A 19,201-nucleotide genomic window follows, 5' to 3' on the forward strand; every position below is an offset into this window, starting at 1 on the left:
CAGGGCAAGCGCTTACCCGAAGAACCAGTAGCAGACCGCGACAGCGGCCACCACCCCGGCCACCTCGGCCAGCAACGCACACGCCACCGAGTGCCGCGCCCGCTGGATGCCGACCGCGCCGAAGTACACCGCCAGCACATAGAACGTCGTCTCGGTGCTGCCCTGGATGGTGGCTGCCACCAGCGCGGGGAAGCTGTCGACGCCCTGCGTCTTCATGGTCTCGATCAGCATCGCGCGGGCCGCGCTGCCCGAGAAGGGCTTGACCAGCGCGGTGGGCATGGCGTCGACGAAGCGCGCGTCGAAGCCGCCCGCGGTCACCAGCCAGCGCAGGCCGCCCAGCACGAAGTCGAGCGCGCCCGAGGCGCGCAGCACGCCGACCGCGCACAGCATCGCCACCAGGTAGGGCAGCAGGTTCTTCGCGATGTCGAAGCCTTCCTTCGCGCCCTCGATGAAGCATTCGTAGACCTTGATGCGCCGCATGGCACCCGCCAGCAGGAACACCAGGATCACGCCGAACAGCGCCAGGTTGCCCAGCAGCGACGACAGCGACGCGATGGCCACCGCCGACAGCGTGCCCAGCAGCGCCATGAAGCCGCCCAGCAGCAGCGCGCCCGGCACCAGGTAGGCCAGCACCACCGGGTCCCACAGCCGCAGGTGCTGCACCAGCGCCACCGACAGCAGCCCGACCAGCGTCGAGGCACTGGTGGCCAGCAGGATCGGCAGGAACACCATGGTCGGGTCGGCCGCGCCCTGTTGCGCGCGGTACATGAAGATGGTGACGGGCAGCAACGTCAGCGACGAAGCGTTCAGCACCAGGAACAGGATCTGCGCGTTGGTAGCCGTGACCGGATCGGGGTTGAGCCGCTGCAGCTCGCGCATGGCCTTCAGGCCGATGGGCGTGGCGGCGTTGTCCAGGCCCAGCGCGTTGGCCGCGAAGTTCATGGTGATGAGCCCCAGCGCCGGGTGCCCCGCCGGCACGCCCGGCATCAGGCGGCTGAACAGCGGCCCCAGCAGCCGCGCCAGCCAGCCGACCAGCCCCGCCGCCTCGGCGATGCGCAGGAAGCCCAGCCACAGCGTGAGCGTGCCGAACAGCAGCACCATCACCTCGACCGCCAGCCGCGCCATGGTGAACAGGCTCTCGACGATGGCCGCGAACACCGTCGGGTCGCCCCCGACGAGCCACCGCCCCAGCGCGGCCAGCGCCGCCATCGCGAAGAAACCCAGCCACAAGCCGTTGAGCACGCTTCTTTTCCCTTTTTGGTGCGCGATCATAGGCTGGCCACCCATGGCATTCCCCTGCGCAATCCCCCGCGCAATCGCGTCCGCAATCCTTCACGCATTCCCCCGCGCCGCGAGCTACAGTTCGGGCCATGCGCGCCGCCACCCTCCGTCGACTTGCCAGCCTGGCACTGGGCGCGGCCACGCTCTGGCTCGCCGGCTGCGTGAGCCTGCCGCCCGGCAAGCCGATGCCGCTGGTCAAGGCCTACTCCGACACGGAAGTGTCACAAACCGAGCTGGCGCAGCTCGCGGCCAAGGGCACGCCGGGTGGCTCCACCACGCTGTCGGGCTTCAGGCTGCTGCCGGAGGCGGCCTTCGCGTTCGACGCGCGCATTTCGCTCGCGCGACACGCCGAGAAGTCGCTCGACGTGCAGTACTACCTGATCCAGAAGGACGACGTCGGCCTGCTGTTCCTGAAGGAACTGCGCGAGGCCGCCGCGCGCGGCGTGCGCGTGCGCCTGCTGGTGGACGACCTGTATACGGCGGGCGAAGACGAGGTGTTCGGCACGCTGTCGGCGTTTCCCAACGTGGAGGTGCGCCTGTTCAACCCGCTGCCTTCGCGCGCGGGTTCGCTGTCGGCGCGGCTGCTGCTGTCGCTCACCGACTTCGGGCGCATCAACCACCGCATGCACAACAAGCTGCTGGTGGCCGACAACAGCTTCGCGGTCTCGGGCGGGCGCAACATCGCCAACGAGTACTTCATGCGCAGCACGGCGGCCAACTTCATCGACATGGACGTGCTGTCCAGCGGCCCCGTGGTGCGCCAGATGTCCGAGGGCTTCGACCGCTACTGGAACAGCGAGCACGTGCGCCCCATCGAGCAGATCGCGCCGCTGCGCATGCCGGTGGAAGAAGCGCAGAAGCGCTTCGACGCCATCGCGCGCACGGCCGTGCCCGACGTGGCCATGCACCAGCGCGACGTGCTCAACAAGCCGCCGGTGGGGCAGGAGCTGATCACCGGCAACGTGGAGCGCTACTGGGCACCGTCGACGCTGTTCGTCGACTCGCCCGAGAAGATCACGCGCAAGCCCGACGCGGCCTACGAAGGCAGCGTGACCGAGGGGGCGCTGGGCGCCATCAATTCGGCGAAGCGCGAGGTGAAGATCGGCTCGCCGTACTTCATTCCGGGCGCGCACGGCATGGCGATGATGAAGAAGGCCATCGAGAACGGCGGGCGCGTCACCGTGGTCACCAATTCGCTGGGCGCCACCGACGAGCCGCTGGCCTATGCGGGCTACGAGCGCTACCGCGCCGACATGCTGAAGATCGGCGTGACCATCTACGAGATCGCGCCCACGCTCACCGGGCGCTCGGGCCGGTTCGGCGACTTCGGCAAGTCGATCAGCCGGCTGCACGCCAAGCTCGCGGTGATCGACGACGACCGCTTCTTCGTCGGCTCGATGAACCTCGACCACCGCTCGGCCGCCGTCAACACCGAGATGGGGCTGCTCATCGACAGCCCCGAGCTGGTGAAGGACTACGACAAGCTCATCAGCGGCGAGCGCGTCAACCTCGGCTACCGGCTGCGCCTGGGGCCCGACGGGCGGCGCGTGCAGTGGCTCGAATACGACGATGCGGGCGGCGACATCGTGCACGAGGACGAGCCGGGCGAGTTCCTGTGGCTGCGCTTCAAGAACTGGCTCCTGCTGCCCATCGTGGGCGAAGAACTGTTGTAAGTACGGGTCGGCGCGCGCCGATTTGTCATCTCCAAAACGGTCGGTTGCGTTACATTTCTAGTAGAAATGTGAACTTTTGTGACCGCATTCCGGAGACTTCGACCATGACCGATCCCTTGCCGCGCGAGTCGATTGCGCCGCTTTCCACCAGCCGTCGCCGAGCGCTGACGGGCCTGGCCGCCACCGCGGCCAGCGCTGCCGCAGGCCTGGGGTTCCCGGCGTTCGCGCAGGGCCGCGCGGTGCGCATCGGCACCACCTTCGACAACAGCAGCGTCGAGAAGGCCAACGGGCAGGGGCTGTTCCAGGGGTCGAGCGCCTTCTTCGCGGCGCTGAACAAGGCCGGCGGCATCAACGGCACCAAGGTCGAGCTGGTGATGGCCGACGACACCTTCAAGCCCGACGTGGCCAAGGCCAACGCGCTGGCCTTCGAAAAAGACAGCTCGGTGCTCGCGCTGCTGCACCCGCTGGGCACGCGCCAGACGGCCGAGGTGATGGACGCGGTGCCCGGCATGGCCGTGGTCGGCCCCATCACCGGCACCATCTCGCTGCGCAAGAAGACCTCGCCCAACACCTTCTGGGTGCGCGCCAACTACGACCAGGAAGTCGACAAGCTCGTGAGCACGGCCGCCGTGCTGGGCCAGAGCCGCATCGGGCTCGTGCACTCCGAAGACCCACTGGGCCAGTCGGTGCTGGCGGCCTTCAAGAACGCGCTGGCCAAGGCCAAGCTGGAGCCCGCGGTCATCGCGACCACGCCCAACACCACCAGCATGGAAGTCGGCCCCGCGGCCGCCGCCATCGCCAAGGCCAAGCCGCAGGTGATCGTGGTGGGCCTGGCCGGCACGGCGCCGGTGTTCCTGAAGGCGCTGCGCGAGGCAGGCAACAGCAGCTCGGCCTACGGCCTGTCGATCACGGCCAGCGCGCTCGCGGCCATGGGCGACCTGGCCAAGGGCCTGGGCTTCGTGATCGTGGTGCCTTCGCCGTACTCGACCCGCTTCGAGATCGTGCGCCGCTACCAGGCCGACATGGTGGCCAGCGGCGTGAAGGACTTCTCGCTGACGAGCCTGGAGGGCTACATCAACGCCGCGGTGCTGGCCGAAGGCATGCGCCGCGCCGGCGGCTCGCTCACGCGCGCCTCGGTGATGTCGGGGCTGGCCAGCATCGAGAACTTCGACATGGGCGGCGTGAAGATCAACTACGGGCGCACCAACCGCGAAGGCGGCCAGTTCGTGGATGTGGCGGTGATCGGCAGCCGCGGGCAGATGTTGAGCTGAGCTGAGCTGAGCTGAACCCGCGCTCCCGCGGGTAGCGCCTGCGGCTACTTCCGCGCCGCCTGCGCGTGGTTCGGAAATGGCGCCGCTACAGTGCAAGCCACCTGCACTGCCGGAGCCTGGCGCCCATGGACGATGACTTCCTGCTGCTGAACGGCCTTTTGCTGCTCGGCTTCGTGACCTGCGCGGCGCTCGCGCTGGCCGCTTTCTTCGCGTGGCGGCGGCCCGTTGCGCAAGGGCGCATCGGCGCATTGGAGGCCGGCCTTGGCTACGCGCTGTGCGTGGCCGTGGTGCCGCCGGCCGTGTGGTGGTGCGTGGGCACCTACCTGCAGGGCCTGGCGGGCCTGCGCGACGGCGCTCCCTCGTTCTGGACGCACCTGGCGGACATCGGCGTGACCTTCATCGTGTTCGCGTGCCTGTGGATCTCGTGGGCCGTGGCCTTCGCGCTCGCGTGCCTCGCCGCATGGCGCTTCAGCGTGTGCGCCCGGCGCTGGCGCGAACAGGCGGTGGGCTGAAACCGGGGCGGCGCTTCAAGCGGCCGCATCGGCTTTCACCTCAGGCGGCCACGTCCTCGGCAATGCCCACGCCGAGCAGGCCTTCGAGCAGGCCGCGGTCCGCCGCCAGCGCCGCGCTGGTTCCCGCGTGCACCACGGTGCCGCGCTCCAGCACGATGGCCTTGTGCGTCATCTCCAGCGCCAGCACCGGGTGCTGCTCGACCACGATGGACGCCAGCCCTTCCGACTCGCACAGCCGCCGGATCGCCGCGGCCAGCTCCTCCACGATGATCGGCGCCAGCCCTTCCATGGGCTCGTCGAGCAGAAGCAGCTTGGGGTTGGTCATGAGCGCGCGGCCGATGGCCAGCATCTGCTGCTCGCCGCCCGAGAGCTGGTTGCCGTAGTTGCCGCGGCGCTCGCGCAGGCGCGGGAAGAAGTCGTACACGCGCTTCAGGTTCCAGGCGCCGAAGCGCGCGATGACGGTGAGGTTTTCTTCCACGGTGAGCGAGGGGAACACCTCGCGCTCCTGCGGCACCCAGCCCAGCCCCGCGCGCACGCGCTGGTGCGAGGGCCAGCGCGTGATGTCCTCGCCCTGCCAGCGGATGGCGCCCTGCATCACGCGGGTGTTGCCCATGAGCGTTTCCAGCAGCGTGGTCTTGCCCACGCCGTTGCGCCCGAGGATGGCGAGGCTTTCGCCCTGCTGCAATGAGAAGTCGAGGCGGTCGAGGACCACGGCGTTGCCGTAGCCGGCCGTGAGCCGCTCGAACGTGAGGGCGGGTGCGGATACGGATGCGGGTGCTTCAGGCATGGTGATGAGAACTTCCCAGGTAGACCTCGCGCACGCGCGGGTCGGCGCCGATTTCGCCCGGCGTGCCTTCGGTGAGGATGCGTCCGCCCACCAGCACCGAGATGCGGCGCGAGAAGCGGAACACCAGCTTCATGTCGTGCTCGATGAACAGCACGCTGATGTCGTCGGGCAGCGCCGCAATGGCTTCGAACAACTCGCCGCTCTCGTCTTCCGGCACGCCCGCGGCCGGCTCGTCGAGTAGCAGGATGCGGGGCCTGGCGGCCAGCGCCAGCGCAATCTCGAGCAGGCGCTGCTTGCCGTAGGGCAGCTCGGCCACGGGCACGTCGGCCAGGCTGTCGAGCTTGAGCGTGCCGAGCAGCGCATGCGCTTCGTCGAACACGGCCGTGCAGCCTTTCAGCGGCCGCCACCAGGTGGCACCCAGCCCTTCGCGCTCGCTGATGGCCAGCACCACCGACAGCAGCGGCGTGAGGCTGGGAAACAGCGTGTTGATCTGGAAGGTGCGCGCCAGGCCCATGCGGGCGCGCTTGTCGCAGGGCAGGCGCGTGATGTCGCGATCGCCCATGTGGATGCTTCCGTTCGTGGGCTTGAACACGCCGGTGAGCAGGTTGATGAGCGTGGTCTTGCCCGCGCCGTTGGGGCCGATGAGCGCCTGGCGCGCGCCGGGCTCCAGCGACAGGTTGACTTCGCTCACCGCCTGGAAGGCGCCGAAGCGGATGCCCAGGTTCTGCGTGCGCAGGGTGTGGGTGGTCGAATTGTTCATCGCGCCTTCCCCGTGCGAACGAAGCGCGACAGCGCCCCCATGATGCCGCCGCGCCCGAGCATGACGGCCGCGATCAGGAAGATGCCGAGCCAGAACATCCAGTACTGCGGGTTCATGTCGGCGAACATGTCGTGCACCAGCATGTAGACGATGGCGCCGATCATGCCGCCGTACAGCCGCCCGGTGCCGCCGAGCACGAGGATGATGAGCACCTCGGCCGAGCGGTTGAAGCCGATCGACTCGATGCCCACGAACTGCGTGGTCTGCGCCAGCAGCGCGCCCGCCACGCCGGCCACCGCGGCCGAGAACGCATAGGCCATGCGCAGGCGCGCTTCCACCGGCGAGCCGATGGCCAGCATGCGCTTGCGGCTGTCGTGGATGCCGCGCAGCGCCAGGCCGAAGGGCGAGCGCAGCACCAGCCGCACGAGCAGGAACATGGCCAGCACCACGCCGAAGGCATAGCAGAAGGCGGTCTTGCCGTAGAGGTCGAAGTCGAAGAAGCCGAGCACCGGCGCGATGACCACGCCCTGCAGGCCGTCGGTGCCGCCGGTGATGCCCGAGAGCCGGTTGGCCACCTCGAACAGCAGCACGCACACGCCGATGGTGATCATCAGCCGCGTGAGGTCGGCGCCGCGCACCACGAGGTAGCTGAGCGCATAGCCCAGCAGCCCGCTCACCACCAGCGCGAACACGAGGCCGGTGAACGGCTCGCTCCAGCCGTACTTGGCGAGCAGGCCGGCGGCGTACGCACCGGCGCCGAAGAAGGCCGCATGGCCCACGGTGAGGATGCCGGCGTAGCCCAGCGCCATGTCGAGCGACACGGCGAACAGGCCGAAGATCATGATCTGGCTCATCAGCGTGAGCTTGTCGGGCAGCAGGAAGAAGCTGGATGCCAGCGCGAGCCAGAAGGCGATCTCGGCGATGCGCAGCTGCGCGGGGGAAACGCTCAGGGCTTTCATGCGACCCCCTTCTTGGCGACGATGCCGTTGGGCCGCGCGAGCAACATGACGATCATGAAGACATAGATGAGAAAGGCGCCCGCTTCAGGCCAGTAGTACTTGCCCGCCACGTCGACGATGCCGACCAGCAGCGCCGCGATGAAGGGGCCGGTCACGGTGCCCGCGCCGCCCACGCACACCACCATCAGGAAGTACACGAGGTACTTCAGCGGGAACGAAGGCTCCAGCCCCAGCATGCCCAGGCTCAGCGCGCCGCCCAGGCCCGCCAGGCCGCAGCCCAGCGAGAAGGTCAGGAAGAACAGGCGCTGCACATGGATGCCGGTGCCGCCCGCCACGCGCTGGTTGTCCACCGCCGCGCGCACCATCGCGCCGTAGCGCGTCTTGCCCAGGCCCAGCAGCAGCGCGACCAGCACCGCCGCGCCGCACACGATGAGGAACATGCGGTAGCGGCCCACCTCCAGCCCCAGCAGCGACACCTGGCCGTCGAGCGCCGGCGGCAGCGTGAAGGGCTGCATGGTCGGGCCGAAGAAGTAGGTGAACGCGGCAATCGACACGAACACCACGCCGATCGACAGCAGCACCTGGTCCAGCGGGTGCGCGCGGTACAGCCGCCGGTAGAACACCAGCTCCAGCACCGCGCCCACCACGGCGGCAGCCACGAACGCCGCCGCGAGCGACAGGCCGAAGCCCAGGCCGAAGTGGTTCATGAGCACGCTCGCGGCGTAGCCGCCCACCATCGCGAAACTGCCGTGCGCGAGGTTGACGAAATTCATGAGCCCCATCGTGATGGACAGGCCCACGCCGATGAGGAACAGGAGCATGCCGTAGGCCACTCCATCGAAGATCACGATGCCCATGAATTTCCTGCTTGCTGCGTGCTGGCTGGCGGGTGGGGGGACGACCGGGGTTGCCGGCCGTCGGTCCCTTTACTTGGCTGCGGCTGCGCCTTCCTTGGCCGGGTCCTTCACGCGGTCGAACTTGTCGAACTCCACGTTCACCAGCTGGCCGTTCACGCGCTCGGTCTTGCGGATGTACACGGTCTGCACGATGTCGCGCGTGACCGGGTCGATCTCGATGGGGCCGCGCGGGCTCTCGAAGCTCAGGCCCTTCAGCGCGTCCATGAACTTGTCGCCGCCGGCGTCGCCCTTGGTCTTGGCCAGCGCCAGGTCGATGGCGGCCATGGCGTCGTAGGCCGTCACGGCGAAGTAGCTCGGGCGCAGCTTGGCGCCGTTGTCGGCGGCGAAGTCTTTCACGAACTTCTGGTTCTTGGGCGAGGGGTGCGCGAACGAATAGTGGTGGCTGGTGACCAGGCCCAGCGCCACGTCGCCGGTGGCGTCGAGGTAGCTGTCGTCGGTGGCTTCGCCGGTGGCGTACAGCTTGATGCCGGCCTGCTCCATGCCACGCTCCTTCCACACCTTCAGGAAGGCCGGCGGCATCACGCCCGAGGGGAAGAAGAAGAACACGGCCTGGGGCTTGGCGTCCTTGATGCGTTGCACGTAGGCCGAGAAGTCGGGGTTGTTCATGGGCGTGCGCACTTCGCCCGACACCTTGCCGCCGCCGGCGGTGAAGGTCTTCTTGAAGGCGGTTTCGGCGTCGACGCCCGAGGCGTAGTCGGCCACCACGGTGTACGCGTCCTTCACGCCTTCCTTGAGCATGTAGCGCGCCATCGGGTCGGTGACCTGCTGCACGGTGAACGACAGGCGCGCCACGTACGGCGAGCTGGTGGTGATGGCCGAGGAGGCCGCGTTCATCACGATGGTCGGGATCTTGGCCTGCGTGGCAATGGCGCCCACGGCATAGGCGTTGGGGCTGAAGTCCAGCCCGGTGAGGATGCTCACCTTGTCGCGCACGATGAGTTCCTGCGCAATGCGCTTGGCGGCGTCGGGCGCGGGGCCGGCGGTGTCCTTCTTGATGATCTCGACGGCGCGCCCGCCCACCTTGCCGCCGTGCTCCTTCAGGTACAGGGCGATGCCGGCGTCGAACTGGCGGCCGTAGTCGGCGTAGGGGCCCGAGTAGGTGGCGATGAGGCCGATGCGCAGCGGCTCGTCGGCGGCGTGCGCCGTGGCGCCCAGCAGGCCGAAGCCGGCCAGCATCAGGGTCGAGAGCAGGGTTCTCTTGGTCATCTTCATTGGCTTCATCGGCGTCATTTGGAAAGGCCTTTCAGGTGGAATGAATCAATGCGCCCGCTCGGGCGCCGCTGTCGTGTAACCGGATGTGGGCAGCGGGCGATGATGCCCGAGCCACGCGTCAGATCTGCGTTTCGGGCACGCGCACCGTGAGGCCTTCGAAGGCCGCGGTCACGGTGAGCTGGCAGCTCAGGCGGGAGCCGGGCCGGCGCTCGGAGGCCACCGCGTCGAGCAGGGCGCTTTCCATGTCGTCGGGCGGCGGCAGCAGCGCGAGGAAGGCGTCTTCCACGTAGACGTGGCAGGTGGCGCAGGAGCAGCAGCCGCCGCACTCGGCGTCGATGCCGCGCACGTTGCCGCGGATGGCGGTCTCCATCACGCTCGCGCCGAGCTTGGCGTCGACGTCGCGCGTGGTGCCGTCCTTGAGGATGTAGTGGATCGTGGGCATTCTTGTGGGGGCTGGTTCAGAACATGTCGAAGTACTCGCGGTGTTCCCACTCGCTGACTTCGAGGTTGAAGCGGGCGATTTCCGCTTCCTTGATGTGGCACAGGTAGTCGATGAAGGTCTTGCCCATCTGCGCGTTGAGCATCTCGTCCTTGCGCAGGCAGGCGAGGGCGTCGCCCAGCGAGCGCGGCAGTTGCTCGGCCGGCGTTTCGTACGGCGCGTCGGCCGAAGGACCGGGGTCGATGCGGTTCCTGATGCCGTCCAGACCCGAGAACAGCTGCGAGGCCAGGTACAGGTACGGGTTGGCCGTCGGCTCGCCCACGCGGTTCTCGATGCGCGAGGCGTTCTGCCCCACGCCTCCTAGCACGCGCAGCATGGCGCCGCGGTTGTCCTTGGCCCAGATCGCGCGGTCGGGCGCGAGAGAAAACGGGCGGTAGCGCCGGTAGCCGTTGACGGTGGGGCTCGCCAGCGCGGCCGCGCCGCAGGCGTGCGCCTTCAGCCCGCCGAGGTAGTGCATGCCGATGTCGCTCAGGTGCCGGCCCTCGGCCTCGGGCATGAACGCGTTCACGCCGTCGCTCTTGCGCCGCAGCGACTGGTGCAGGTGCCAGCCGCTGGACATCACGTTCGGGATCTTCGGGCGGCACATGAAGGTGGCGTGCAGCCCGGCGCGCTGGCAGATCTGCTTGATGGCGCTGCGCAGCAGCACCATGGTGTCCGCGGGCATCACGCCGGCGGTGGGGCCGAAGGTCAGCTCGAACTGGCTGGGGCCGAACTCGATCTCGAGCGAGCGCAGCGGCAGGCCCAGCGCGACGAGCTGCGAGCGCAGCAGCTCCATCAGCGTGTCGACGCGGTCGTAGCGCAGCTCGGTCAGGTACTGGTGGCCGTGCGACAGCAGCGACACGCGCGGCGGTTCGCCGGGCTGGCCCGAATCGCCCAGGCCCATGCGCGCGTCGTCGAGCTTGAAGACGTGGAACTCCACCTCCAGCCCGGCGATGAAGTCCAGCCCCAGTTCGTCGAGCTGGCGCACCGCGCGCTGCAGTATTTGCCGCGTGGCGAAGGGGCAGGGCGCGCCGTCGGCCATGTAGGCGTCGCACAGCACCCAGCCGGTGCGCGGCGACCACGGCAGCACCTTGAAGGTGGCGGGGTCGGCCACCACGGTGAAGTCGGCGCCGCCCTGCAGGCCCTCGATGGCGAAGCCGCCGTTGGCGCTGAACACCGGGAACACGGTCTTGTGCGAGGTGTCCTTGGCCAGCAGGGTGGAGGTGAGGTTCACGCCCTCCCACAGGGCCGAGCGGGCCTCGGTGGCCACCAGCGTCTTGCCGCGCAGGATGCCGTGCTGGTCGGGCCAGGCGAAGCGCACGAGGTCGACTTCACCGCTGTCGATGCGGCGCACGAGTTCGCGCGCCTGCGCATGCTGGTCGTCGGACCAGAGACCGAAGCGGTCGACGAATGTGTGGCTCTTGCTGCTCATGGTGCTTCAGGCAACAAGCCGTGAAAGGCGTGCGGAGGCCCAGTCGGACTTCTCGCGCCGCGCGCGGTCGGCGTCCTGCCAGTAGGCCTCGGTGGACGCCTCGTCGCTCACGTTGCGGCCGATGCCGTCAATGGAGGGCGGCCCGGTCATGGCGCTGGCCTGCGCGGCGTCGATGAGCATCGGCGCGGTCTCGCCGGCCAGCGTGGCCTCGATGGCTTTCACCAGCACGCGGCGGTAGGCAATGATGCCCTTGTCGGTGCTGCCCAGGTGCTCGCGCGTGCGGTCTTGAATAGCGCCCTGCGACTCCACCGCCCACTGGTCGTGCACGTTGATGTCGTCGCCCATGCCGGTGTAGGTCTCGGTCAGCTGCTCGTCGATGCTGTAGCCGTAGTTGTTGCGCTTGTTCTTGCGCGAGGTGTAGTCGGGCAGCTCGTAGAGCTTCAGGCGCTGGTCGCGCATCTGCTGCTTGTCGACCGGGCCGGTGAAGCTGGTGAACACGGCGTACCAATAGCAGTGCGTGTCGTCCACGGGCACGTGCCATTGCGAGATGGTCATCTCCGCGCTCATGGGGATCACGAAGGCCTGCGGGAACACCACGTTGGTCACGCGCACGTGGGTGGTGTCTTCGCCGAGCTTGCGCAGCGCCTTCAGGCGAAAGCCGTAGTCGGTGGGCTCCACGCTGATGTCGGGGCGGTCGTATTCGCGCAGCACCTTGGTGATGGGCATGTCGGAGTCGGCCGAGGCGCCGCGGAACTGCTTGCCGTAGCTTTCGGAGGTGTCCTCGTCCTCGAAGAAGCGGTGCAGGTACGAGGCGTGCGCGGGGTCGATGCCCACTTCGAGCGCCTGAAGCCAGTTGCACTCGAACAGGCCCTTGAACGCGAAGGTGTGGCTGTCGGGGGCGACGAAGCAGTCGAAATCAGGAAAGGCAGGGGGCTCGCCCTCGCCGATGTACGCGAATACCATGCCGGCCTTCTCGACCACCGGGTAGGCCGACTGCTTGATGCGGCTGCACAGCTTGCTGGTGGCGGGCTCGGCCGGGGTTTCGAGGCAGTTGCCCTTGGCGTCGAACAGCCAGCCATGGAAGGCGCAGCGGATGCCGCCGTTTTCCAGCCGGCCGAAGGCCAGGTCGGCGCCGCGGTGCGGGCAGTCGCGGTCGAGCATGCCGAGCTGGCCGCTCTCGTCGCGGAACAGGACAAAGTCCTGCCCCATGAGCTTCACCGGCTTGACCGGGCGCGGGCCGGCCAGCTCGTCGGCCAGGGCCACCGGCTGCCAGTAGCGGCGCAGCAGCTTGCCGGCGGGGGCGCCGGGTCCGACGCGGGTGATGAAATCGTTCTGCTCTGCGCTGATCATCTTGCGGGCTCCATCGTGGGTGCGGTCAAAAGAGGCTTGAATCGCCATTGCATGCAACTGTATGCATTGTCTTGGTGATCTTCGGCTCCGGTCAAACTTGCGGTGCTGTTTTTGCCCTGAATCGGGGCATTGAACGCCAAAAATCAGGGTAAATACGCAGGCTACCGTTAGTTTTTGACACTTGTTATTCGACAGTGCATGCAACAACCGAGCCAGGGTAAATCTGCTGCGTGCAATGGCGGCGGCGTCTCCTAGAATCCGCCGATGGACTCCCAACAATCCCGCGTGCTCGTGCAACTGCGCGACCTGATCCTCAAGGGCGAATTCGTGCCCGGAGAGCGGCTGGCCGAGATCCCGCTCGCCGAGAAGCTCGAGGCCTCGCGCACCCCCGTGCGGCTGGCGCTGGCCAGCCTGGAGCACGAAGGTCTCATCGAGCAGTCGCCCAGCGGCGGCTATCAGATGCGCCGCTTCACCTCGCAGGAGGTGGCCGACGCCATTCGCGTGCGCGGCGTGATCGAAGGCTTTGCCGCGCGGCTGCTGGCCGAGGACGGCGCCTCGCGCCAGCTGCTGCGCGACCTGAAGGAATGCCTGGACGACGGCGACCGCGCCGTGAACAAGCCGAGCATGGAAATCGACGACTACGCGGCATACGTCGAGATGAACGACCGCTTCCACAAGCTGATCCTCGAAGGCTGCGGCAACCTCGCGCTCAAGCGCGTGATGGACATGCTGGGCGGCCAGCCCTTCGCCGCGCCGAGCGCGATGCTGCCGATGCAGTCGTCGATGGAGGAGGGCCAGCAGTGGATGCGCCAGGCGCACCGCACGCACCACGCGATGGTGCAGGCCATCGAGCGCGGCCAGGGCTCGCGGGCGCAGGCGCTGGGCGAGGAGCACGTCGAAATTGCGCGCATGAACCTCGACTACGCGCTGGAACGCCCCGAGCTGGCGGCCGAACTGATGCCCGGCATTCGGCTGGTGTCCAAGGGCCGCAGCAGCTGAAGGGGCGTGTGCAACTGGCCAGTCTGTAAAAGACTGGACGGTATTTCGGCGGGCATGTCGTCTGGTCGGCGACGCGCGAGACTAGAATTTCGGGCATGAGTGCCACCGTCCCCGCCAAGACCTCGTTCAAGGAACAGATGCTGCAGGCCCGCGAGGAGGCCATCGTGCAGACCGCCAACCGCCTGCTGGCCGAAAAGGGCTTCGAGTCGATGACGGTCGACGAGGTGGCAGCCACCGTCGGCATCGCCAAGGCCAGCCTGTACAAGCACTTTCCCAGCAAGGAAGACCTGGCCGCCGCGGCCATGGTGCGCATCATGCAGCGCACGCTCGACTTCGTGGCGGCGGTGACGGCCGACGACAAGCCCGTCGACAGGCTGCGCGCCGTGGTGCGCTGGTCGATGCAGGTGCAGCTGGCCGGCGAAATGCCTTCGCTGCCGCACCAGAATTCCACGTTGCGCGCCGCGCTGATGAACAACCGCGGCTACCTCGACCGCCTGGTGACCCTGAGCGACACGCTCGGCGGCTGGATCCAGGCCGCGCAGGCCGACGGCTCGCTCGACCCGAAGCTGCCCGCGATTGCCGTGCTGTACACCTTGTATGCGCGCGCCTGCGATCCGGTGCTCGGCTTCCTGAAGGCGGGCGGGTTGCAGACCGACGAGCAGATCGTCGAGCTGGTGCTCGCGACCTGCTTCGAAGGCATCGCCGCGCGCTGAACCGGCGGCGCCACCGCCGCCACCGCCAGCGCGTCAGCTGCTGAGCGCGCGCCGCGGCGTCACCACGGCCTCCACCGCCGCGCCCACGGCCAGCAGCCGGTGGTCGGTGTTGCCGATGCCCGCCACCATCAGGCCGACCGGCGCAGTGCCCGCGTCGTGGCAGGGCACCGAGAGCGCGCAGCCGTCGAACAGGTTCACCACCGATGGGTTGCGCAGCATGCGGGCGTTGATGCGGTAGTAGGTCTCGTCGTCCTTCAGCACCTCGGCGATGGGCGGCGCGATGTCGGGCGTGGTGGGCATCAGCATGGCGTCGTAGCCGGCGGCGGCGGTGTTCACCGAGCGGATGAACTGACGGCGCAGCGCCTGCAGCTGCAGGTAGTCGGGCGCGGTGATGGCCTCCCCGGTCTTGATGCGCGCCAGCACCCGCGGGTCGTACCTGGCGGCGCCGGTCTTGATGAACTCGCGGTGCCAGGTGAAGGCCTCGGCGGCGGTGATCATGCCGCGCGGGTTGATGGTCGGCGCCTTGGCGAACTCGGTCATCGGCAGTTCGGTGACCGTGGCGCCCGCGGCCGACAGCTTGGCCAGCGCCGACGCGAACGCCGCCGCCACGGGCGGCGACAGCTCGTCCTGGAAGAAGGTCTTGGGCACCGCGAAACGCAGTCCGCGCAGGGGCAGCACGCGCAAGGGGCGCGACAGCTCGGCGGCCAGCACGGCGTCGAGCAGCGCGCAGTCTTCGACCGTCCAGCCCATCGGGCCGGCCGAGTCGAAGGAGGTCGACAGCGGCAGCACGCCGTCCAGCGGAATGCGCCGCTGCGTCGGCTTGAAGCCCACCAGGCCGTTGAGCGCGGCGGGAATGCGCAGCGAGCCGCCGGTGTCGGTGCCGATGGCGCCGGCCGCCATGCCGTCGGCCACCGAGATGGCGCCGCCCGAGGTGGAGCCGCCGGGGATGCGGCCGGTCGCGCGGTCGTAGACGTTCTTCGGCGTGCCGTAGTGCGGGTTGATGCCCAGGCCCGTGTAGGCGAACTCGACCGTGTTGGTGCGCCCGACGATGATCGCGCCCGCGCGCCGCAAGCGCTCGACCACGAGGGCGTCGCGCGCGGCCGGCGGCTGCCCGGCCAGCACGGTCGAGCCGCCGAGCGTGGTGACCCCGGCTTCGTCGAACAGGTCTTTCAGCGAAAGCGGGATGCCTGAGAGCGGCGAGGCCGCCGCCCGGCCGGCCTTGCGCTCGGTGTCCAGCCGCGCAGCGGTGGCGCGGGCCGACTCGGCGTGCACGCGGATGAAGCTGCGCGCGCCTTCGCCGGCAGGGTTCTGGATGGCAGCGAGCGCTTCTTCCACCAGCTGGCTGCTGCTGAGGGCGCCGGCGGCCAGGCGCCGCGACAGCTCGGCGATGGACAGCTGGCCCATCGCCTTGCCGGGGTTGCTGCCGCTGCCGACGCTGTCGGGTCGCTGGGCGAAGGCTTGGCGCCCTATGCCCGGCAGCCCGAGGACCGCGGCGGTGCCGGCGGCCTGCTTCAGGAAGCCTCGTCGTCCTTGTTCTTGCTGCGTCATGGCGCTCTCCTCTCCACCGGTGAGATGGTCTCGGGCCAGTCTACACAGCAGGCGCGGTGGGTGCGTTACCGGGCGTGCATGCCGCCGCGCCGGGGTTTCAGCGCACCTCGATCAGCAGGTGGGGCTTGAAGCCTTCCTGTTCGCCGTTGCGCGCATAGCCCAGCGGGTTGGCCACCACGCGGCAGCCGTTCTTCACGTAGTCGGAGGGGCAGTGCAGATGGCCGTGCAGCCACAGCCTGGCGTGCGGAAGCAGTTCGTCGAGCCCGTTGCAGAAACCCGCCGTGCCGGGCGTGAGGCCGTAGCGCGGATCGCCGCTCTCGAGACTTGGCGCGAAGTGGGTGATGGCCACGGTGGTGCCGTCGAACGGCTCGGCCAGCGCTTGCGCCAGCCAGGTCTGGCAGGCCAGCGCCTGTTCCCGCAGCTGCTCGGCGAGGAACAGCGCGCCGTTGCGCATGGTGGCCGCTTTTTCGAGGTAGAAGTCCGCGGCGCGCATCGCCTTGCCGCGCTTTTTCAGCGCCTCGCCCAAGCTGTCGGTGGGCAAGGCGAGTGCGTCGAAGTCGGCCCAGAGCGTGGTGCCGACGAAGCGGATGCCGTCGATCACGCGGGTCTCGCGCTCCAGCCAGAGGATGTCGAGCTCTTCGCAGAGCGCGCGCAGCCTGGCGTGGGTGTCGTCGAAGTCGAGGTTGTCGTACTCGTGGTTGCCCGGCACATAGACGACGGGCGTCGGCCAGCCGTTGCGCGGCGAGAAGCGGCCCAGGCCGAAATCGGTGTCCGTCAGGCGGGAACCCTGCTGGTAGGAGCCGATGTCGCCCGCCAATATCAGCAAGTCGGCGCCCGGCACGGGCTCGGCCTGGAAGCGGGGATGGGACTCCAGGTGCAGGTCGGAGAGCAGTTGCAGCTTCATCGTCGGCGCAGTCTAGGTGAATTGCCCCATGCGTGAAGTGCATAAGGTCGAGCTTGTTTTACTAGGGATAACCCTTAATCTTGGAGCATCAGCAACTCAGAGCACGGCCAGAAGCCGCGCAACACCATGTTCAGCCTCATCGCCCAAGTGGCACGTTTCTTCCGTTCCTCCACCGTCAACGCGCCGGCCAGCCACGCCGCCAACCTGATGGAAAGCGCCGACACGCGTGCCGGCCGCGGCGCCCACGACGCGCAGGAACTGCGCGCTGCCGCCAGCGCCTGGCTCAGCGTCGTCCGCTGAGCCACCCCGGTCAGCCGGGCACCTTCTGCCCGAGGACCGATCCTGCGAAAGCCGCGGCTGCGGCGCGCAACAGCGCGGTGCGCAGCCACTCGTGCGCATGCCCGTGCTGGGCGCGCCGGTGCCACACGGCATCCACATGCACCGGCGGCTGGTCGAAGGGCAGGTCGCGCAGCACCAGCTGGTCGTCGATGCCCGTCACGGTCACGAAGTGACGGGGCAGCACCGTCAGCAGGTCTGAATTGGCGACCACCCGGCCCGCCGTGAAGAACTGGTTCACCGTGACCACGATGCGCCGCTCGCGCCCCATGGCGCCCAGCGTCTGGTCGATGAAGCCGTACGGCCGCCCCGAAAAGCTCACCAGCAGGTGGCGCGCGGCGCAATAGTCGTCCAGCGTCAGCGGCGCATTCGCCAGCGGATGGCCGCGCCGCATCACGCACACATATTGGCCCAGGTAGAGCCGCTGGGTCTCGAACGCCACCCCCACGCCCGACTGCCCGCGCGCCGCGAGGCTGGCGATCACCGCCGGGAAATAGCCGACGGCCATGTCGACCTCTTCCTGCTCCAGCATGCGGCGCGGGTCGCGCGTGGTCAGCGGCAGCACGCGCAGCGAGATGGCGGGCGCTTCCTTTTCAGCGATCTGCACCAGGCCCGGAATGAGCTCGGCCGCGGTGGCGTCGGCCATTGCCAACAGGAAGGTCGTGTCGGCGGTGCCGGCATCGAACTCGCCGGGCGCCAGCGTGTGCTGCAGCTGGCGCAAGGCGTCGCGCACCGTCGGCCACAGGGCCAGCGCACGGGGCGTGGGCTCCACGCCGGCGCCCGAGCGGCGCACCAACTCGTCGCCCAGCACCTCGCGCAGGCGTCGCAGCGCGTTGCTCACCGCAGGTTGTGTGATCGAGAGGTTGCGGGCCGCGCGCGTGAGGTTGCGCTCTGCCATCACCTCGTCGAAGACGCGGAGCAGGTTGAGATCAAGTGTGCGAAAGTTGACGTCCATCAGTGATGTGAATGATAAACATCAGAAAGATAAAGTGGAAACGCACTAGGGTAAGCCCTAATATCACTGCATCGGCCTTGTTCGCCACCACTGACTTCCACTGTCCCCAAGGAGGGATGCATCATGACCAGCTTCGTCCACGTTGACCAACCTACTGTCCACCCCGGCGTGCGTCGCGCCGAAGTCCTGTTCGGCCAGATCCAGGCCGCCCGCGCCGGTGCCAACGGCGCCCGCCCGCTCATCGCCCTGCTGATCGTCGCCATTGCGGCGGCCGTGCTGGTGGTGACCGACTCGCTCGTGTCGAACTGGAACGAAGGCAGCGTGTTGGCTGTCTGGACCGTGTTCTGCCTTGCAGCCATCGGTTTGTTCGCGCTGTTTGCGGGCTCGGTTCGCCAAAGCAGCGTCGCCGGCGCCTGGCGCGCCGCAGCACAACGCCGCGCCGCGGCCCGTGCCGATGCCCGCTTCCTGGAAACCGCCAAGAGCGATCCGCGCGTGATGCAGGAACTGCAAGCCGCCATGTGGCGCCAGCAGTCGCAAGGCACGGTGGCTGCAGCCGACGTCGCCAAGATCGACGCTGTGGCCCGCATGACGGTGCGTTCGCAAGAAGCGCGCATGCCTACGCTGTATGAAGCGATGCGCCGCATGAACAGCTCGCGCTATTACTAAGCAGTGAACTGCTGGATGCAAGAGCCGCCTTCGGGCGGCTTTTTTGTTGTCCGCTTGCCTGGGGGTTCTCAGTCTCTAATTAGTAGTGTGAGTCGTGAGCTGCCGGACCCAGTGGCCAGCCTGGCGGGCTGCAAGTGACTCTTTGGTGAAAATCTTCGCCTTCGTTGACCATTCCCTCGGAAACTGTGCATAATCGAGGGCTCGACTGACAGTCACTGCAAGGTGAGTCGCGATGGATTCTTCGGAATTGATTGCGAGTGAGTCGGGTAAAAAAACTTCCTTCGAAGTTGACGCGGTTTGAAAAAGCAGTGCATAATCGAAGGCTTCGCTGAAATGACTTCGGCGGCTGATTGCGAAAAGCGGTTGGCTGATGAAGTTGAAGAAAGCGAAAAAAGTTTGACGGTACTTAAAAAACCGTGATAGACTACAAGGCTTCGCTGATCGCAGC

At 68.0% G+C, this 19,201-nt stretch carries 20 protein-coding genes; 7 read left to right on the forward strand and 13 right to left on the reverse strand.

The genetic code is table 11. The features are described 5' to 3' along the window. Positions 1-12 precede the first annotated feature (12 nt). Positions 13-1,242 carry a nucleoside recognition domain-containing protein gene (locus AB6807_RS12010; RefSeq protein WP_371084696.1) on the reverse strand — a complete coding sequence of 410 codons (1,230 nt, stop codon included), beginning with the start codon at positions 1,240-1,242 and terminating at the stop codon, positions 13-15. Between the two features lie 128 nt (positions 1,243-1,370). On the opposite strand from AB6807_RS12010, the gene AB6807_RS12015 reads away from it, so the two are divergent. The 3 genes from AB6807_RS12015 (at position 1,371) to AB6807_RS12025 (ending at position 4,737) form a co-directional block, all read left to right on the forward strand. Then, positions 1,371-2,954: a phospholipase D family protein gene (locus AB6807_RS12015; RefSeq protein WP_371084697.1), complete on the forward strand. Its 1,584-nt coding sequence runs from the start codon at positions 1,371-1,373 to the stop codon at positions 2,952-2,954. A gap of 104 nt (positions 2,955-3,058) precedes the next feature. Further along, positions 3,059-4,225 carry an ABC transporter substrate-binding protein gene (locus AB6807_RS12020; protein WP_116911867.1) on the forward strand — a complete coding sequence of 389 codons (1,167 nt, stop codon included), beginning with the start codon at positions 3,059-3,061 and terminating at the stop codon, positions 4,223-4,225. A 125-nt stretch (positions 4,226-4,350) separates the two neighbouring features. Further along, the gene (locus tag AB6807_RS12025; protein ID WP_371084698.1) at positions 4,351-4,737 is read left to right on the forward strand and encodes a hypothetical protein; all 387 of its coding nucleotides are present in this window, start codon (positions 4,351-4,353) and stop codon (positions 4,735-4,737) included. Between the two features lie 40 nt (positions 4,738-4,777). Here the strand turns inward: AB6807_RS12025 and AB6807_RS12030 are convergent, their stop codons facing one another. The 8 genes from AB6807_RS12030 to AB6807_RS12065 all read right to left on the reverse strand — a co-directional run bounded on the left by AB6807_RS12030 (position 4,778) and on the right by AB6807_RS12065 (position 12,632). Beyond that, positions 4,778-5,524 carry an ABC transporter ATP-binding protein gene (locus tag AB6807_RS12030; RefSeq protein ID WP_371084699.1) on the reverse strand — a complete coding sequence of 249 codons (747 nt, stop codon included), beginning with the start codon at positions 5,522-5,524 and terminating at the stop codon, positions 4,778-4,780. Then, complete coding sequence (locus tag AB6807_RS12035; protein WP_371084700.1) at positions 5,517-6,284, reverse strand: ABC transporter ATP-binding protein; 768 nt, start codon at positions 6,282-6,284, stop codon at positions 5,517-5,519. The genes AB6807_RS12030 and AB6807_RS12035 overlap by 8 nt, the downstream gene beginning before the upstream one ends. Further along, the gene (locus AB6807_RS12040; RefSeq protein WP_371084701.1) at positions 6,281-7,243 is read right to left on the reverse strand and encodes a branched-chain amino acid ABC transporter permease; all 963 of its coding nucleotides are present in this window, start codon (positions 7,241-7,243) and stop codon (positions 6,281-6,283) included. The genes AB6807_RS12035 and AB6807_RS12040 overlap by 4 nt, the downstream gene beginning before the upstream one ends. Further along, the gene (locus AB6807_RS12045) at positions 7,240-8,100 is read right to left on the reverse strand and encodes a branched-chain amino acid ABC transporter permease (protein ID WP_371084702.1); all 861 of its coding nucleotides are present in this window, start codon (positions 8,098-8,100) and stop codon (positions 7,240-7,242) included. The genes AB6807_RS12040 and AB6807_RS12045 overlap by 4 nt, the downstream gene beginning before the upstream one ends. Before the next feature lie 69 nt (positions 8,101-8,169). Next, positions 8,170-9,372 (reverse strand): ABC transporter substrate-binding protein, encoded by a 1,203-nt coding sequence (locus AB6807_RS12050; protein WP_116911914.1) that lies wholly within the window; start codon positions 9,370-9,372, stop codon positions 8,170-8,172. A 118-nt stretch (positions 9,373-9,490) separates the two neighbouring features. After that, the gene (locus AB6807_RS12055) at positions 9,491-9,814 is read right to left on the reverse strand and encodes a 2Fe-2S iron-sulfur cluster-binding protein (protein ID WP_116911873.1); all 324 of its coding nucleotides are present in this window, start codon (positions 9,812-9,814) and stop codon (positions 9,491-9,493) included. A 16-nt stretch (positions 9,815-9,830) separates the two neighbouring features. Further along, on the reverse strand, positions 9,831-11,282 hold the full coding sequence (locus AB6807_RS12060; RefSeq protein WP_371084703.1) for a glutamine synthetase family protein: 1,452 nt from the start codon (positions 11,280-11,282) through the stop codon (positions 9,831-9,833). Positions 11,283-11,288: 6 nt separating this feature from the next. Then, a complete protein-coding gene (locus tag AB6807_RS12065) occupies positions 11,289-12,632 on the reverse strand; it encodes an aromatic ring-hydroxylating dioxygenase subunit alpha (protein WP_116911875.1) in 1,344 nt (447 codons plus the stop codon). 264 nt (positions 12,633-12,896) lie between these two features. Between AB6807_RS12065 and AB6807_RS12070 the strand changes: the two genes are divergently transcribed. Next, the gene (locus AB6807_RS12070) at positions 12,897-13,631 is read left to right on the forward strand and encodes a GntR family transcriptional regulator (RefSeq protein ID WP_116911876.1); all 735 of its coding nucleotides are present in this window, start codon (positions 12,897-12,899) and stop codon (positions 13,629-13,631) included. Positions 13,632-13,726: 95 nt separating this feature from the next. Beyond that, positions 13,727-14,344, forward strand: a complete 618-nt coding sequence (locus AB6807_RS12075) for a TetR/AcrR family transcriptional regulator (RefSeq protein WP_371084704.1) — start codon at positions 13,727-13,729, stop codon at positions 14,342-14,344. Between the two features lie 33 nt (positions 14,345-14,377). On the opposite strand, the gene AB6807_RS12080 is transcribed toward AB6807_RS12075, so the two are convergent. Together AB6807_RS12080 and AB6807_RS12085 are read right to left on the reverse strand one after the other, a co-directional pair. Beyond that, positions 14,378-15,892: an amidase gene (locus AB6807_RS12080; protein ID WP_371084705.1), complete on the reverse strand. Its 1,515-nt coding sequence runs from the start codon at positions 15,890-15,892 to the stop codon at positions 14,378-14,380. 97 nt (positions 15,893-15,989) lie between these two features. After that, positions 15,990-16,796, reverse strand: coding sequence for a metallophosphoesterase (locus AB6807_RS12085; protein ID WP_371084706.1), 807 nt, complete (start codon positions 16,794-16,796; stop codon positions 15,990-15,992). Between the two features lie 126 nt (positions 16,797-16,922). Between AB6807_RS12085 and AB6807_RS12090 the strand changes: the two genes are divergently transcribed. Beyond that, a complete protein-coding gene (locus AB6807_RS12090; protein WP_371084707.1) occupies positions 16,923-17,096 on the forward strand; it encodes a hypothetical protein in 174 nt (57 codons plus the stop codon). A 10-nt stretch (positions 17,097-17,106) separates the two neighbouring features. Here AB6807_RS12090 and AB6807_RS12095 read toward each other — a convergent pair whose 3' ends face one another. Next, positions 17,107-18,087 carry a LysR family transcriptional regulator gene (locus AB6807_RS12095; protein WP_116911880.1) on the reverse strand — a complete coding sequence of 327 codons (981 nt, stop codon included), beginning with the start codon at positions 18,085-18,087 and terminating at the stop codon, positions 17,107-17,109. 123 nt (positions 18,088-18,210) lie between these two features. Here AB6807_RS12095 and AB6807_RS12100 point away from each other — a divergent pair, with 123 nt between their 5' ends. Continuing rightward, positions 18,211-18,753 (forward strand): hypothetical protein, encoded by a 543-nt coding sequence (locus AB6807_RS12100; RefSeq protein WP_116911881.1) that lies wholly within the window; start codon positions 18,211-18,213, stop codon positions 18,751-18,753. A 75-nt stretch (positions 18,754-18,828) separates the two neighbouring features. Here AB6807_RS12100 and AB6807_RS12105 read toward each other — a convergent pair. Beyond that, positions 18,829-19,201, reverse strand: a 373-nt coding sequence (locus AB6807_RS12105) for a hypothetical protein (protein WP_371084708.1), incomplete at its 5' end; no start/stop codon positions are given.

Source organism: Variovorax sp. RCC_210, from assembly GCF_041355175.1.
GTDB lineage: Bacteria > Pseudomonadota > Gammaproteobacteria > Burkholderiales > Burkholderiaceae_C > Variovorax.

Excerpts from the sequence above, each read along its gene's own strand:
- AB6807_RS12020 (WP_116911867.1), top strand. The coding sequence starts at position 3,059 with ATGACCGATCCCTTGCCGCGCGAGTCGATTGCGCCGCTTTCCACCAGC.
- AB6807_RS12030 (WP_371084699.1), bottom strand. The coding sequence starts at position 5,524 with ATGCCTGAAGCACCCGCATCCGTATCCGCACCCGCCCTCACGTTCGAG.
- AB6807_RS12065 (WP_116911875.1), bottom strand. The coding sequence starts at position 12,632 with ATGATCAGCGCAGAGCAGAACGATTTCATCACCCGCGTCGGACCCGGC.
- AB6807_RS12015 (WP_371084697.1), top strand. The coding sequence starts at position 1,371 with ATGCGCGCCGCCACCCTCCGTCGACTTGCCAGCCTGGCACTGGGCGCG.
- AB6807_RS12095 (WP_116911880.1), bottom strand. The coding sequence starts at position 18,087 with ATGGACGTCAACTTTCGCACACTTGATCTCAACCTGCTCCGCGTCTTC.
- AB6807_RS12045 (WP_371084702.1), bottom strand. The coding sequence starts at position 8,100 with ATGGGCATCGTGATCTTCGATGGAGTGGCCTACGGCATGCTCCTGTTC.
- AB6807_RS12070 (WP_116911876.1), top strand. The coding sequence starts at position 12,897 with ATGGACTCCCAACAATCCCGCGTGCTCGTGCAACTGCGCGACCTGATC.
- AB6807_RS12090 (WP_371084707.1), top strand. The coding sequence starts at position 16,923 with ATGTTCAGCCTCATCGCCCAAGTGGCACGTTTCTTCCGTTCCTCCACC.
- AB6807_RS12075 (WP_371084704.1), top strand. The coding sequence starts at position 13,727 with ATGAGTGCCACCGTCCCCGCCAAGACCTCGTTCAAGGAACAGATGCTG.
- AB6807_RS12055 (WP_116911873.1), bottom strand. The coding sequence starts at position 9,814 with ATGCCCACGATCCACTACATCCTCAAGGACGGCACCACGCGCGACGTC.
- AB6807_RS12035 (WP_371084700.1), bottom strand. The coding sequence starts at position 6,284 with ATGAACAATTCGACCACCCACACCCTGCGCACGCAGAACCTGGGCATC.
- AB6807_RS12060 (WP_371084703.1), bottom strand. The coding sequence starts at position 11,282 with ATGAGCAGCAAGAGCCACACATTCGTCGACCGCTTCGGTCTCTGGTCC.
- AB6807_RS12050 (WP_116911914.1), bottom strand. The coding sequence starts at position 9,372 with ATGAAGATGACCAAGAGAACCCTGCTCTCGACCCTGATGCTGGCCGGC.
- AB6807_RS12100 (WP_116911881.1), top strand. The coding sequence starts at position 18,211 with ATGACCAGCTTCGTCCACGTTGACCAACCTACTGTCCACCCCGGCGTG.
- AB6807_RS12085 (WP_371084706.1), bottom strand. The coding sequence starts at position 16,796 with ATGAAGCTGCAACTGCTCTCCGACCTGCACCTGGAGTCCCATCCCCGC.
- AB6807_RS12040 (WP_371084701.1), bottom strand. The coding sequence starts at position 7,243 with ATGAAAGCCCTGAGCGTTTCCCCCGCGCAGCTGCGCATCGCCGAGATC.
- AB6807_RS12080 (WP_371084705.1), bottom strand. The coding sequence starts at position 15,892 with ATGACGCAGCAAGAACAAGGACGACGAGGCTTCCTGAAGCAGGCCGCC.
- AB6807_RS12025 (WP_371084698.1), top strand. The coding sequence starts at position 4,351 with ATGGACGATGACTTCCTGCTGCTGAACGGCCTTTTGCTGCTCGGCTTC.